Annotated in this window: 10 protein-coding genes; 2 read left to right on the top strand and 8 right to left on the bottom strand. The window is 66.4% G+C overall.

Annotation, left to right across the window (positions count from 1 at the left end; all coding sequences use genetic code 11):
- Positions 1 to 39: 39 nt before the first annotated feature.
- From RO07_RS14220 to RO07_RS14190, 7 genes are all read right to left on the bottom strand, one after another.
- Positions 40 to 867: a hypothetical protein gene (locus tag RO07_RS14220; protein WP_147284650.1), complete on the bottom strand. Its 828-nt coding sequence runs from the start codon at positions 865 to 867 to the stop codon at positions 40 to 42.
- A 202-nt stretch (positions 868 to 1,069) separates the two neighbouring features.
- Positions 1,070 to 2,182: an HPP family protein gene (locus tag RO07_RS14215; protein WP_039411588.1), complete on the bottom strand. Its 1,113-nt coding sequence runs from the start codon at positions 2,180 to 2,182 to the stop codon at positions 1,070 to 1,072.
- 426 nt (positions 2,183 to 2,608) lie between these two features.
- Complete coding sequence (locus RO07_RS14210) at positions 2,609 to 3,058, bottom strand: RcnB family protein (protein WP_039411585.1); 450 nt, start codon at positions 3,056 to 3,058, stop codon at positions 2,609 to 2,611.
- Positions 3,059 to 3,445: 387 nt separating this feature from the next.
- Positions 3,446 to 4,996: an efflux transporter outer membrane subunit gene (locus tag RO07_RS14205; RefSeq protein WP_039415543.1), complete on the bottom strand. Its 1,551-nt coding sequence runs from the start codon at positions 4,994 to 4,996 to the stop codon at positions 3,446 to 3,448.
- 12 nt (positions 4,997 to 5,008) lie between these two features.
- On the bottom strand, positions 5,009 to 8,194 hold the full coding sequence (locus RO07_RS14200) for an efflux RND transporter permease subunit (protein ID WP_039411582.1): 3,186 nt from the start codon (positions 8,192 to 8,194) through the stop codon (positions 5,009 to 5,011).
- Between the two features lie 65 nt (positions 8,195 to 8,259).
- On the bottom strand, positions 8,260 to 9,624 hold the full coding sequence (locus RO07_RS14195) for an efflux RND transporter periplasmic adaptor subunit (RefSeq protein WP_237171259.1): 1,365 nt from the start codon (positions 9,622 to 9,624) through the stop codon (positions 8,260 to 8,262).
- A gap of 28 nt (positions 9,625 to 9,652) precedes the next feature.
- On the bottom strand, positions 9,653 to 10,549 hold the full coding sequence (locus RO07_RS14190) for an alpha/beta hydrolase (protein WP_052267319.1): 897 nt from the start codon (positions 10,547 to 10,549) through the stop codon (positions 9,653 to 9,655).
- 251 nt (positions 10,550 to 10,800) lie between these two features.
- Here RO07_RS14190 and RO07_RS14185 point away from each other — a divergent pair, with 251 nt between their 5' ends.
- Positions 10,801 to 11,826: a LysR family transcriptional regulator gene (locus tag RO07_RS14185; RefSeq protein WP_039411579.1), complete on the top strand. Its 1,026-nt coding sequence runs from the start codon at positions 10,801 to 10,803 to the stop codon at positions 11,824 to 11,826.
- The gene (locus tag RO07_RS14180; RefSeq protein WP_039411576.1) at positions 11,823 to 12,362 is read left to right on the top strand and encodes a GNAT family N-acetyltransferase; all 540 of its coding nucleotides are present in this window, start codon (positions 11,823 to 11,825) and stop codon (positions 12,360 to 12,362) included. Before RO07_RS14185 ends, RO07_RS14180 begins: the two co-directional genes overlap by 4 nt.
- A 67-nt stretch (positions 12,363 to 12,429) precedes the next feature.
- Here RO07_RS14180 and RO07_RS14175 read toward each other — a convergent pair whose 3' ends face one another.
- The gene (locus RO07_RS14175; RefSeq protein WP_039411574.1) at positions 12,430 to 13,152 is read right to left on the bottom strand and encodes an NAD(P)-dependent oxidoreductase; all 723 of its coding nucleotides are present in this window, start codon (positions 13,150 to 13,152) and stop codon (positions 12,430 to 12,432) included.
- Positions 13,153 to 13,158: the final 6 nt, after the last annotated feature.

The raw sequence follows: 13,158 nt of genomic DNA, 5'->3' as shown, positions 1-13,158 counted from the left end.
TTCCTGTATCTGGCGGTGCGAAGCGTTTGACGCGGCGATTCAGATATCGTCCGGTGCATCGTCGAGCTGGAGCAACTCGTTGGCAAAACGCCGGTACACCCAGGCGGCGCTGCCGATCGCCACCGCGATCCACGCAACGGACAGCAGCGTCTGAAGCACCAGCGATCCGAAGACCACCAGCGTGGCGTCGGGCATGAGGACGAGTGCCAGGCGAAAGAGGATCGTGAGCACGATGCCGACGACAACGAGCGGCAGTACCGAAACCAGGGTCGTGCCGAACATCGCCCAGAAATGCCCGTGCGAGTCGCGCCAGGCGGCGCGCCAGCGTTTGCTGCGGCCCGCGGCGATCTGTCCGTAGATCAGCTGCACGCGCACCAGAACGTATATCAGCCCACAGAACAGCAGGACGAAAAAGGTGCCGAGCAAGGCGAACGAGGTGGTGCGTCCCGTAGAACGCATGGCAAGCACCGCAAGAACCACGAGGACGACCCACACGACGGCCATGCCCACGAAGATCTGGATCACCGTCCAGAGATAACGCCAGAGATCGCGTCCATACCAGTGCGCCTCGCGGGCAGCTTGCGGCCCGAGGATCACGTAACGATAGACGTGGAGCGCCAGCACCGTGAACGCCACGACGTTCACGATCATCACCGCGAACGAGGTGAGTCCGAGGCGAATGCGGGGTCCCGCCGGCGTGCCATCGTGCGCCATCTCCAGGGCGAGAGACTTGAGCGAGACGCCGAGCGCGAACATCACCAGCACGATGACGGCAATCGACAGACACAGAATCGGACGACTGCGCAGGGCGTCGAACCCGTCGCGCCATGCACCTTTGAAACACTGCTTGAACGTGATTTGTTCCACGATTCCCCCGCGCGAGTGTTGCTTTGTAGGACGAAGCGGTACGGTGGCGATGCGTTGCAACGCCGCCATTCTTGCAGATCGGCCCGGGGCTGACAATGTGGGAGGAAGGGGAGGTGGAGGTATGCGGGGGCGGCATCGACACCGCACGGATATTGATTGGCGGTACCTCTCGGACCCCGTTGCCGGGGAGGAGGCCGTGAGCTCAGATGGACACCACCCGCCGCAGCACTTCGGCGTGGGTGACGAGGCCTATCAGTCGTGCGGCGTCGTCGAGCACGGGCAGGGTGCCGTGCCGCTGCGCCATCAACAGGGAGACGGCTTCGGACAACGGCGTGCTCGCCGTGGCCGTCTTGAGTTCGCCCTGCATGACGTCGCGCACTACTGGACGCGGCGCAGTGGACATACCGAAACGCGGCCAGCGCTGGCGGCGCGCCCGGCGTGTGTGCAGATCATGACGCGTCACCAGTCCGATCACTCGCGCATCGTCATCGACGACAGGCAGCGCGTCGAGCCCATGGCGTTGCAGCAGGCGCCAGGCGGCCGGGGCTTCGTCGTGAGCCTGCACTTGCGCCATCGGCGGGGCCATGACGTCGGCGCACGTCAGTTCGCGCGCCCGCCGCGCATAGGCTTCGCGCTGCGTGTCGCGCAACAGGCTGGCGAGGTCGTCCGGGGAAATATCGAGGAGTTCGCTGCGACGGGCGAGTGCTTTTTCGGCATCCGCCGTCGTCACGGGAATGGCCGACGCATTGATCGGACGCACCGGCGTCGTCTGCGCGCGCGCCGCATGCGGATAGCGGTGACCGGTGAGGGCGTGGTAGCCGATCGCCGCGCCCAGCAGGACAACCGTCTGCACGGCGATCGGCTCGAGCACGAAACCGTATCCGAGCGCATGCACGGCAGGTCCGCCGAGCACCGCCGTCAACGCGACCGCGCCCGAGGGCGGGTGCACGCAGCGCAATGTGAACATCAGCGCGATGGAGACGCCCACGGCGGTGGCTGCCGCGATGACCGGCGACGGAACGTAGATCGCGCAGGTCACCCCGACGAGGGCGGCAATCAGGTTGCCGCCCACGATGGACCACGGCTGGGCGAGGGGACTGGCGGGCACACCGAAGAGCAGCACGGCCGATGCGCCCATGGGGGCCACCAGCCACGGAATATACGTCGCGGGACCGAGCAGCCACAGCATGAGGCCGCCCGTAAGCGCAATACCGCACAGTGCGCCGACGCCGGCCCGCAGTCGCTCGCGCCAATGCACGGCCACCACGGCGGGCAGAAAGCCCGTCAACCACTGCCTTACGTCTTGTTGCGTCATTGCCATGTCGCCCCTTCCACCGAGTGCACCGAACCGGGGCATTCGTTTGATATTTTGTGCATGATATATCGTATATCGATGAATCGGGAAGGCATGAGGCGTAATTTTAATGTTGCGATGCAACGAGAACAGCGCCCAACATCGCACGACGGCAATGCGGCGCAGCAAATCACGGAAAACGGGACGGGTGGGGCGTGGACCTTGCCAGCGTTGGCGCAGCGCCTGCGTGTGGCGCAGAGCTACGACGCAAGGGGGTTCTTTGGAACCGGTGAAGAACGGCGGCGGGCGCGGTACAGGCGCGGCGGAAGACGCAGCACGACAGCGAGAGGCGCGCTGCCGCCCAAAACACATGCGGCAGGGGGATACCCTGCCGCATGGCTGGCAAGTCAGTGGGCATTGGCCACCGTCACGTCAAGGCGATGCGCGTCAGCGTTCGCTGCCAAGCACGATCTGCGAGATGACGTTGGTGCCGTTGGCTACGAGCAGGAAGTCGCCGGCAACGCCAACCCAGTGGTAGCCGCGGGGCGGCGCCTTCAGGCGGTATTGCCGGTAGTCGTCGACGACGTACTGCCGATCGCGGTACTGCTGCGGCACGCGATCGCCGCGCCGCCATTCGGGATGCTGCCAGCCGTCCGAGCCGGGACCGGCATTGCCGCGTGGCGGCGGGCCACCGTGCTGCGCTTTGGGGCCACCATGTTGCGGGGCGTGGCCCGGGGAGCCCGCATGGGGGCCGCCGGGGCGTTGGCCTGGAGGACCACCGGCATCGGGGCCTCCCGAGCCTCCTCGCGGAGGGGGGCCGCCTTGCGCGAACACGAGAGTGGAGGAAACCGCCATACCGGCGGCGAGACAAAGCGACAACGTCTTGCGCATCTTCATTGTTTGCACTCCTTATCGTAGGGTCGAAACGACCGAACGCGGGGAAAGCACTCGAGATGACTAGCCAGCGACGATCCTCGCCGTAATGCGCCTCATGCCGAGTGCGCGACGAAAATCGTGCGTCCATCCTACCATTGCCGGACGAAAAAAAGCCCGGGCATGCCGGATGTCGTGGGACTCGGGCAGGCGCCGGGCAAGCAGGGACGCAGGGAAGAAACCTTTCCGCGCCTTATGGGACGCGGGGTGCACCGAAACCGGCGGCACGCATGACGCGCGTCGGGGGCAGGTCGGCGCGTCGCTCGCCTTGGGGATGACGAGCGGCCGCCGGTCCGATGCATTCGCTACCGAGGTCCACGCCGCGACTTCCGGCGCCGACCTCGCTTCATTTCATCGTGCCGCCACCTTGGGGTTCGCGGCATTGGCCGTTGGCGTCGGGGCGGGCGTCCCTTCCACCGGTTGCGCGGCCGGTAGATCTCCCCAGCCGCCGCCGAGGGCGCGAATCAGGTTCACCGTCGAAACCGCTTGCGCGCCCGCCAGTTGCACGGCGCTGCGTTGCGCCTGGAGCACGGTGCGCTCGGCGTCGATGACATCGAGATACGCGATCGAACCTTCCTGGTACTGCGTGCGCGAGAGCTGCGCGGCGCGATTCGACGACTTCACCGCATCGTTCTGCGCACGCGTCTGCTCGTCGAGCAGGCGCAGGTTCGACAGGTTGTCCTCGACCTCGCGGAACGCCACGAGCACCTGCTGGCGATAGTTCGCGACGTCTTCTTCGTACTGCGCACGGGCGCGCGCCAGGTTGCCGCTGCGTGCGCCGCCGTCGAAGATCGGCAGCGAGAGCAGGCCGCCCACGGCCGGGCCGAGCAGGAACGTGCGGCTCGACCAGTTGAACAGATCGCCGAGCGTGGCGGCTTCGAAGCCACCCGAGCCGGTGAGCGAGATCGACGGGAAGAACGCCGCCTTCGCCACGCCGATACGCGCGTTCGCCGCGGCCATGGCGCGCTCGGCGGCGGCGATGTCCGGACGCCGTTCGAGCAGTGCCGACGGCAGACCCGCCGGAACGCGCACGTTGACCGGCACCAGCGGCGCCGGCTGGAACGTGAATTCCGCAGGCGTCAGGCCAAGCAGGATCGCCAGGCTGTGCTCGGACGCGGCACGCAAGCGGGCGACGGCCAAGGCATCGGACTGCGCCGTCGCCAATTCGGCCTTGGCGCGCGCCACGTCGAGCTCGCCGATGTCGCCTTCGGTGAAGCGCCGCTGCACGAGCTTGAGTGCTTCCTCGCGCAACTTCACGGTCTGCGTGTACAGCGCCTGTTCGGCGTCGAGCTCACGCAGATTGAAGTAGTTCTGCGCCACGTCGGCCTGCAAGGCGAGCTGCACCGAACGGTACAGCGCTTCGCTTTGCTCGGCGTCGGCACGGGCGGCCGCGACGTTGTCCGACACGCGGCCGAACAGGTCGACCTCGTAGCCGACGCTCGCCTGCGCACGCCACAGCGTATAGGGCGCGATGTTCGTGCCGTCCGGCTGCAGTTGCGAGGCCGGGGATATCTTCTGGCGCGTCGGGCCGAAGCCGGCGTCGAGCGTCGGGAAGAGGGCGGCGCGCGCCTGGCGTTGCACGCCACGCGCTTCCTGGACTCGCGCCGCGGCGGCCTTCAGGCTCTGGTTGGCGGCCAGCGCGTCGGCTTCGAGCTTGTCGAGCGTCGCGTCGCCGAACACTTTCCACCATTCGCCGCGCGCCACCGCTTCCGACGGCTCGGCAGTCTTCCAGGTACCGGCTTGACCGGCCGGGAGCGCGGCTTCCTTGAAGGCGGTCGGCGTTCCCCTGTCGGTCACCTTGGGCACTTCGTACGTCGGGGCCATCGAGCAGCCCGCCACCACCAGCAGCGTGGCGAGCAGACCCGAGACACCCAGACTGCGTTTGATCCATTGCGATTGCATGATTGGCATCCTTCAGACTTCGGCCTTGACGTTGGCGGGCATGGTCGACGCGTGCGCGCTGTGCAGCGGCTTCTTGCCGGCCAGCGAGCGCAACAGCACGTAGAACACCGGCGTCAGCATCAGACCGAATCCGGTCACGCCGATCATGCCGAAGAACACGGCAACCCCCATGGCGTGACGCATTTCCGAACCTGCGCCCGTCGACATCACCAGCGGCACCACCCCCATGATGAACGCGATGGACGTCATCAGAATCGGGCGCAGACGCAGTCGGCTTGCCTCGATAGCCGCGGCGACGGCCGAGCGGCCCTGCATTTCCAACTCCCGCGCAAACTCCACGATCAGGATCGCGTTCTTCGCGGAGAGCCCCACGAGCACCATCAAACCGATCTGCGTGAAGATGTTGTTATCCCCACGGGTGAGCCACACCCCGAACAGCGCCGACATGATGCTCATCGGGACGATCATGATCACGGCCAGCGGCAGCGTGAGGCTCTCGTACTGCGCGGCGAGCACCAGGAACACCAGCAGCACCGAGATCGGGAACACCCACAGCGCCGAATTGCCCGCGAGAATCTGCTGATACGTGAGGTCGGTCCATTCGAACTTCACACCGCGCGGCAGCGTTTCCGCGGCGATGCGTTCCACGGCTGCCTGCGCCTGACCCGACGAGTAACCCGGCGCCGGGCCGCCGTTGATGTCGGCCGCGGTGTAGCCGTTGTAGCGCACGACCATTTCCGGACCGTAGGTCGGCGAGACCTTCACCAGCGAGGAGAGCGGCACCATGTCGCCATTCGCGTTGCGCGTCTTGAGCAGGCCGATGTCCTCGGCATGGGCGCGGAACGGCGCGTCTGCCTGCACACGGACCTGGTACACGCGGCCGAACTTGTTGAAGTCGTTCACGTACAGCGAGCCGAGGTAGATCTGCATGGTGTCGAACACATCGGTGATCGGCACCCCTAACTGCTTGGCCTTCACACGGTCGAGGTCTACGTTGAGTTGCGGCACGTTGATCTGGTACGACGAGAACGTGGGGCCCAGTTCCTTCGTCTGCGAAGCCTTCTTGATGAACGCCTGCGTGGCGTCGTTCAGCGCTTCGTAGCCGAGCGCGCCGCGGTCTTCGATCTGCAGCTTGAAGCCGCCGAGCGTACCGAGGCCCATCACCGGCGGGGGGGGGAACACGGCAATGAACGAATCCTTGTTCTTCGAGTACTCGGCGTTGAGCTTGCCCGCGATGGCGGCCGCCGACAGCGTCTTGTCGTGACGCTCGGCAAAGGGCTTGAGCGTCACGAATACGATACCGGCGGACGACGAGTTGGTGAAGCCGTTGACCGACATGCCCGGGAACGCCACGGCGCTCTTCACGCCAGGTGTCTTCAATGCGATGTCCGTCATATCGCGGATCACCTTGTCGGTGCGGTCGAGCGATGCGCCATTGGGCAACTGGGCGAATGCGACCAGATATTCCTTGTCCTGCGCCGGCACGAAACCGCCCGGGACCACTTTGCCCAGCAGCATCGTCACGCCAAGCAGCACCGCGAAGATCGCCATCATCAGCGCCTTGCGGCCGATCACGCGGGTCACGCCCTGGCCGTACTGTTCAGAGCCGCGATGGAACACGCGGTTGAATACGGCGAAGAAGCCGCCCAGGTATCGGTTCATCTGGCGCGTGAGCCAGTCCGGCTCGGCGTGATGGTCCTTGAGCAGCAGGGCGGCCATGGCCGGCGAAAGCGTGAGCGAGTTGAACGCCGAGATCACCGTCGAGATCGCGATGGTCATCGCGAACTGCTTGTAGAACTGGCCCGTCAGACCCGACATGAAGGCCAGCGGCACGAACACGGCGACCAGCGTGAGCGCGATCGCGATGATCGGACCGCTCACTTCGCGCATCGCCTGGTACGTGGCTTCCTTCGGCGAGAGACCCGCCGCGATGTTCCGTTCGACGTTCTCGACGACCACGATCGCGTCGTCCACCACGATACCGATGGCGAGCACCATCCCGAACAATGACAGCGCATTGATCGAATAGCCGAAGCCGAGCAGCAGCGCGAACGTACCGACAATCGACACCGGCACGGCGAGCAGCGGGATGATGGAGGCGCGCCACGTTTGCAGGAACACGATCACCACCAGCACCACGAGGGCGATGGCTTCGAGCAGGGTGTGGATCACGGCCTTGATCGACGAGCGCACGAACTGCGTCGGGTCATACTCGATGCGGTATTCCACGCCCGGGGGCATGTCCTTTTGCAGGTCGGCCATCGCTTCGCGGACCTGATCGGAGATCTGCAGCGAGTTCGCGCCCGGCGACTGGTTGATACCCAGGCCCACGGCCGGCTTGTTGTCGAGCAACGAGCGCAGGCTGTAGCTCGAGGCATCGAGCTGCACGCGGGCCACGTCGCCCAGATGCGTGACGGCGCCGTCCGGCGAAGTCTTCAGGACGATGTCGCGGAATTCCTCTTCCGTGTTCAGACGGCCGCGCGCATTCACGTTCAGTTGCAGCGGCGTGTTCGGCCCTGCGGGTGTCGCGCCGATCACGCCGGCGGCGACCTGCACGTTCTGCTCGCGAATGGCCTTGACCACGTCCGACGCCGTCAGGCCGCGCTGGGCGACCTTGGCCGGATCGAGCCAGACACGCATCGAGTAGTCGCCCGCACCCCACAACTGCACTTCGCCCACGCCCTGGATGCGCGAGAGGCGATCCTTCACGTTGATGAGCGCGTAGTTGCGCAGGTACGTCATGTCGTACCGGTCGTTCGGCGAGATCAGGTGCACCACCATCGTGAGCGTGGGCGAGGACTTGATCGTCGTCACGCCGAGGCGCTGCACGTCGTCCGGCAGACGCGGCAGCGCTTGCGAGACGCGGTTCTGCACGAGCTGTTGCGCCTTGTCCGGGTCGGTGCCCAGACGGAACGTCACGGTCGTGGTCAGGTTGCCGTCGCTGTTGGCCTGCGACTGCATGTACAGCATGTTTTCCACGCCGTTGATCTGCTCTTCGAGCGGCGAGGCCACGGTCTCGGCGATCACCTTCGGGTTGGCGCCGGGGTACTGGGCGTGCACGACGACCGACGGCGGAACCACTTCCGGGTACTCCGAAATCGGCAACTGGAACACGGCGATCAGGCCGGCCAGCAGCGTGACGACCGAAAGAACCCCCGCGAAGATGGGCCGGTCGATAAAGAATTTTGAGATGTTCATAACGAAACTCTGGGGTGTCGTTCAGCGCGTGATGCGTGTGATGAATCTGTGTGCCTGAACCCGCATCACGAACGCGACGCCGTCGCCGTGGCCGCCACCGATTGCGGTTTTGCCGCCTTGGCGGGGCCGGCGGCGCTGCCGTCGGTGCTGCTGTTCTGGGAGGTCTTGGGAGCCGTGCCTGCACTGCCCGCCGCCGTCGCGGCCGTCCCGGCCGCGGGCTTGGCCAGCGTGCCGTTGGTGGCCACCGCGGTGGTTGCCGCGTCCACCGGACCGCCCGTGTCACCGGCCATCTTCACGGCCTTGGGCGTGACCGGATCGCCCGGGCGCACGCGTTGCAGGCCGTTCACGACGATGCGCTCGCCTTCCTTGAGGCCGCCCGCGATTTCCACGAGACCGCCGTGACGCTCGCCAAGCTGCACTTCGCGGTACTGCACCTTGTTCTGCGGATCGACCACGAGCACGAACTTCTTGCTCTGGTCCGTGCCGATGGCGGCTTCATCGACGAGCAGCGCCGGGTGCGGTTCGCCGCCGCCCACGCGAATGCGGGCGTAGAGGCCCGGGACGAGGGCGCCGTCGGCATTGTCGAAGCGCGCGCGCACGCGGATCGTGCCCGACGTGGTGTCGAAGCGGTTGTCGACCGAGTAGACGGTGCCCTTGCGCGAATAGCCGGCTTCGTTGGCCAGCCCCAGATCGACGGGGACGCCGCCCGGCTTCGCCGTGTCGCGCGACAGATAACGCAGATACGTTTGCTCGTCGACGTCGAAGGCCGCGTAGATCGGCGAGACCGACACCACGGTGGTCAGGGCAGGCGATTGCGCGCCGGCCGAGACGGTATTGCCCACGGTGATCTCGGCGCGCGAGACGCGTCCGGCCACCGGCGCCACGATCTGCGTGTAGCCGAGGTTGATGCGCGCCGTTTCGAGCGCCGCGCGGGCGGCCTTCACGTTGGCCGCGGCTTCGCGCGCGGCGTTTTCCTTCTGGTCGAAGTCCTTCTTCGCGATGGCGTTATCCGCGATCAGGCGTTGCGCGCGGGCGAGGTCGGTGCTGGTGAAGACGTCGCGCGCCTGCGCCGAGGCGAGCTGGGCGGCGGCGCGGTCCACTTCCGCCGCGTACGGGCGCGGATCGATCGTAAAGAGCGGATCGCCCTTCTTGACGAGCTGTCCGTCCTTGAAATGCACGGCGGTGATGGTGCCTGACACGAGCGGCTTGATCTCGACGCGGTCCACGGCGTCGAGCCGGCCCGAATAGCTTTGCCAGTCGGTCACGGTGCGCGAGATCACGTTGGCCACGTCCACTTCCACGCTCGGCATGACTTGAGCGGCAGGGGGCGTGCTGGCGTCGACACGCACGACAGTGAGCGTGCCTATGGCCAGAAGGGCTGCGGTCGCAGCGGCGGCAATGAGTACGGGTTTGCGAGCGAGGGTGGTCATTTCTTCAAATCTCCGGGATCGGATGGACTCACTGGGTAGAGCCGGTGGCAGGCGGTGCCAGCCGGCGTGTCAGGAACGCGGCCACCTCCCGCAGTGCTGCGGGCAGGGCGGCCAGACCGTGATGGGAAGCGCTGCGATGGCGCGTGACCTGCGTCGGCACACCGGCCGCGATGAGTTCGGCAGCGTATTTTTCGGCTTCGACATGGAGCAGATCGTGTTCGGCGGAAGCGATCAGCGTGGGCGGCAGGCCCGCGAGACGGCGCGATTCGAGCGGCGCCGCATACGGATGCAGACGCTGCGTCGCATGGGGCAGGTAAGCGCGGTAGCACTTGGCGCATTCGCTCGCTTCGATGTCGCTCGGCGTGCGGCCATCGGCCAGACGCGTCATGCTCGGATCGAGCAACGGCGCGAGCAGCGCCTGTGCCGCGACGGCGATTTCGCCGCGATCGCGTGCAATCATCGTGAGGGCCGCGGCAATGTTGCCGCCCGCATCGTGCCCGGCCACCGCCAGACGGCGTGCACTCGCTCCGTACCGGCGGGCGTGGCGGTGCAGCCAGAGCGCGGCGTTCCAGGCGTCCTCGGGGGCGGCCGGAAACGGATGCGCCGGGGCGAGCGAGTAGCCGACCGAGACGACCAGCGCCGGGATGTGCGCGGCGAGGTAGCGTGCGGCGGCATCGCCGTCGTCGAGCGAGCCCGCGCAGAAGCCGCCGCCGTGGAAGTACAGCACGGCGGGCAGATGCGCTTCGAGCGGGACCACCACGCCCGGCTCACCGGTGTGACCGGCGGACGGCGAGGCGGACGCGAGCGGCCGGTACAGGCGCAGCGTGACCGGACCGACATGACCGGCGATGCTCACCTCTTCGATGCGCAGCCCGTCGTCGGTGTGGGACGGCCGGCCCGAGTGCGGCTTGGCGTTGGCAGACATATGGCGTTGGGCTCGCGCGAGCGATGCCCCTCTGATGACATTCGATGGAGCGAAGTCTAGAGGCCACGGACATCGGGATAAACGCCTATAATTTGGCAACACTGTTCGGTCAGCTCGACTAATCGGCGTCAGCCTTATGGGCATTGGCTTATGCCGCTGACCAATATGCATATCGCCGTGCAATTCGTGCGCGCGACAGGGCGGCGGGACGGTTCGGTCTGTGCAACATTGTTTTCATCGAGGGAAATATCATGGATCGCTTGCAAGCGATGCAGGTCTTCACGCGGGTGGTCGAGGCAAACAGTTTTTCGCGCGCGGCCGACAATCTCGGGCTGCCGCGTACCTCCGTGACCACCATCATTCAGAATCTCGAGTCGCATCTGGGCACGCGGCTGCTGCAGCGCACGACCCGGCGACTCAATCTCACGCCCGATGGGGCTGCGTACTACGAGCGGTGTCTGCGCATCCTGGCCGACATCGAGGAGACGGAGTCGTCGTTCCGCGAGAGCAGCCAGCGCGTGCGCGGTAAGCTGCGCGTGGACATGCCCGGGTCGCTGGGCAAGCTCGTGGTGCTGCCGTCGTTGTGCGAGTTTCACGACCGCTATCCGGAGATCGAGCTCATGGTCGGCATGGGCGACAAGCCGGTCGATCTGATTCAGGAAGGGGTCGATTGCGTGCTGCGCGTGGGCACGCTGCAGGATTCGAGTCTCGTGGCGCGGCGCGTGGGGCTGTTCCAGAGCCTGACGTGCGCGTCGCCCGCCTACCTGGAGCGCATGGGCATGCCGCATACGCTCGAGGATCTGCAGCGTCACACGGCGGTGCACTACTTCTCGAGCCGCACGGGGCGGGTGATCGACGAGCAGTTCCTCGTGGACGGCAAGGAGGTCGAAATCCATATGCAGGGCGCGGTGGCGGTGAACGACGCCGAGGCCTATCTGCAGCTTGGACTGGCCGGCTTCGGGACGGTGCAGCTCGCGCGCTTCATGGCGCTGCCGTATCTGCAGTCGGGCCAACTGGTGGAGGTCCTGCATCAGTGGAAGCCGCCGCCCATGCCGATCTCGGCGGTGTACCCGCACAACCGGCATCTGTCGCCCAAAGTGCGCGTATTTGTCGACTTCATCGCTGAACTTTTCGAACGTTGTCCGTTGCTGCAAGGCCTCGACGAAACCGCGGGGCAATGCAAGCCGACGGTCGCGGCGGCCGACGCCGATGCCGGCGCGAATGGCCGCTGGGGTACATACGGCACGGAAATGGCGCCGCAGGAGGTGGTGGTTTGACGCGTAAGCCGGCGCCGCAAGTTCGTCCTGCGACGCCGGCCGACGCCGCTTTGCTGCCGGCCGTCGAGCGCAGTGCGGGTGAATTGTTTCGAACGCTGCCCGAACTGGGATGGCTGGCAGAGGGCGAACCGATCTCCGAGGCGCGCCATCGACAATGGATCGCATCGGGGACCGTCTGGGTGGCCGTGGACGCGGACGATATCCCTGTCGGTTTTCTGGACGCCGAAGTGTTCGGCGACGCGCTGCACGTGTGGGAGATGTCGGTGCACGGCCGCTGGCAGGGCAAGGGTATCGGGCGGGCGTTGCTCGATACGGCGTCCAGCCATGCGCGCGACGTCGGTCTCGCCAGACTGACCCTCACCACGTTCCGCGACGTGCCGTGGAATGCGCCGTACTACGTACGCATGGGCTTTGCGTGCATCGACGCCGATTCCCTATGCGCACGTTTGCGTGCGGTGCTGGACGATGAGATCGCCGCCGGTCTTCCTGGGGCATGGCGCTGTGCAATGCAGCGCCTGGTGGGTGAGCCGGACTGATGGGCCGACGCATCGGTGCGCGGCGTGCGGCGGGACAATTGCCGATGCGCGCTGAGAAGCGTCGCGCTCAGTCGACGTCGTTGTAGATCACCGGCATCTGAAATTTCCAGCGCGCCCACACGGTGTCGTCGGTCGCGAGTTCGGCCATGAAGTCGGCAACGTTGACGCGGCTGGTCTTGCCGGGATTGAACAGGGCGCTGCGAACGGGCGAGGGATGGACGATGTAGCGGCTGACGCCGTCCTCGTCGATCAGACTGTCCGGCCGGACGACGGTCCATTGCACATCGGGGCGATCCCGCCCCACCTCGACCCGCAGAAAATCGGCGGCGCGCACATTGTCGGCGTGAGGGGGCAGCAGGACATGAAGCAGACCGAGCACGCATGACTGAAGCAGGGGCACGGGCTCCCGCAGATCGCCGTTGCGGATCCCGGCGGTGTTCATCAGGATGACGCGCACCGGTTGTGACGGCGCGTTCGCACCGATGGCCGCGCACAGGTTCCGGGTCGCGTGGGTGACGAGGCGGCGCGGCTCGCCGAACATGCCCCGGAACGTCATGTTATGGCCGAGGCAGGAAACGACGGCCGCGCAACCGCTCACGTGCCGGGCCAGGTCTTCCGGACTGAGTTCGGCCACGCCAGCGTGTACGAGCGACAGGCGGTCGTCGCTCGCCAAATCGATCAGCGGCCCCGGCGAGCGTACCAGCGCCGTTACTTTGCAGCCGCGCGCGAGCAGCGCCTTGACCGCCTGCCGACCCGTCGCGCCGGTCGCACCCACGACAAGCACCTTCATCCCGAC

This window comes from Pandoraea pulmonicola (genome assembly GCF_000815105.2).
GTDB classification, from domain to species: domain Bacteria; phylum Pseudomonadota; class Gammaproteobacteria; order Burkholderiales; family Burkholderiaceae; genus Pandoraea; species Pandoraea pulmonicola.
Note: the sequence above shows the minus strand (reverse complement) of the source record. Positions and strands in the feature narration are given on the sequence as shown.

What these genes read in the sequence shown, in the direction of transcription:
- RO07_RS14215 (WP_039411588.1), bottom strand. Translation starts at nt 2,182, where the DNA reads ATGACGCAACAAGACGTAAGGCAGTGGTTGACGGGCTTTCTGCCCGCC.
- RO07_RS14210 (WP_039411585.1), bottom strand. Translation starts at nt 3,058, where the DNA reads ATGAAGATGCGCAAGACGTTGTCGCTTTGTCTCGCCGCCGGTATGGCG.
- RO07_RS14205 (WP_039415543.1), bottom strand. Translation starts at nt 4,996, where the DNA reads ATGCAATCGCAATGGATCAAACGCAGTCTGGGTGTCTCGGGTCTGCTC.
- RO07_RS14200 (WP_039411582.1), bottom strand. Translation starts at nt 8,194, where the DNA reads ATGAACATCTCAAAATTCTTTATCGACCGGCCCATCTTCGCGGGGGTT.
- RO07_RS14195 (WP_237171259.1), bottom strand. Translation starts at nt 9,624, where the DNA reads ATGACCACCCTCGCTCGCAAACCCGTACTCATTGCCGCCGCTGCGACC.
- RO07_RS14190 (WP_052267319.1), bottom strand. Translation starts at nt 10,549, where the DNA reads ATGTCTGCCAACGCCAAGCCGCACTCGGGCCGGCCGTCCCACACCGAC.
- RO07_RS14185 (WP_039411579.1), top strand. Translation starts at nt 10,801, where the DNA reads ATGGATCGCTTGCAAGCGATGCAGGTCTTCACGCGGGTGGTCGAGGCA.
- RO07_RS14175 (WP_039411574.1), bottom strand. Translation starts at nt 13,152, where the DNA reads ATGAAGGTGCTTGTCGTGGGTGCGACCGGCGCGACGGGTCGGCAGGCG.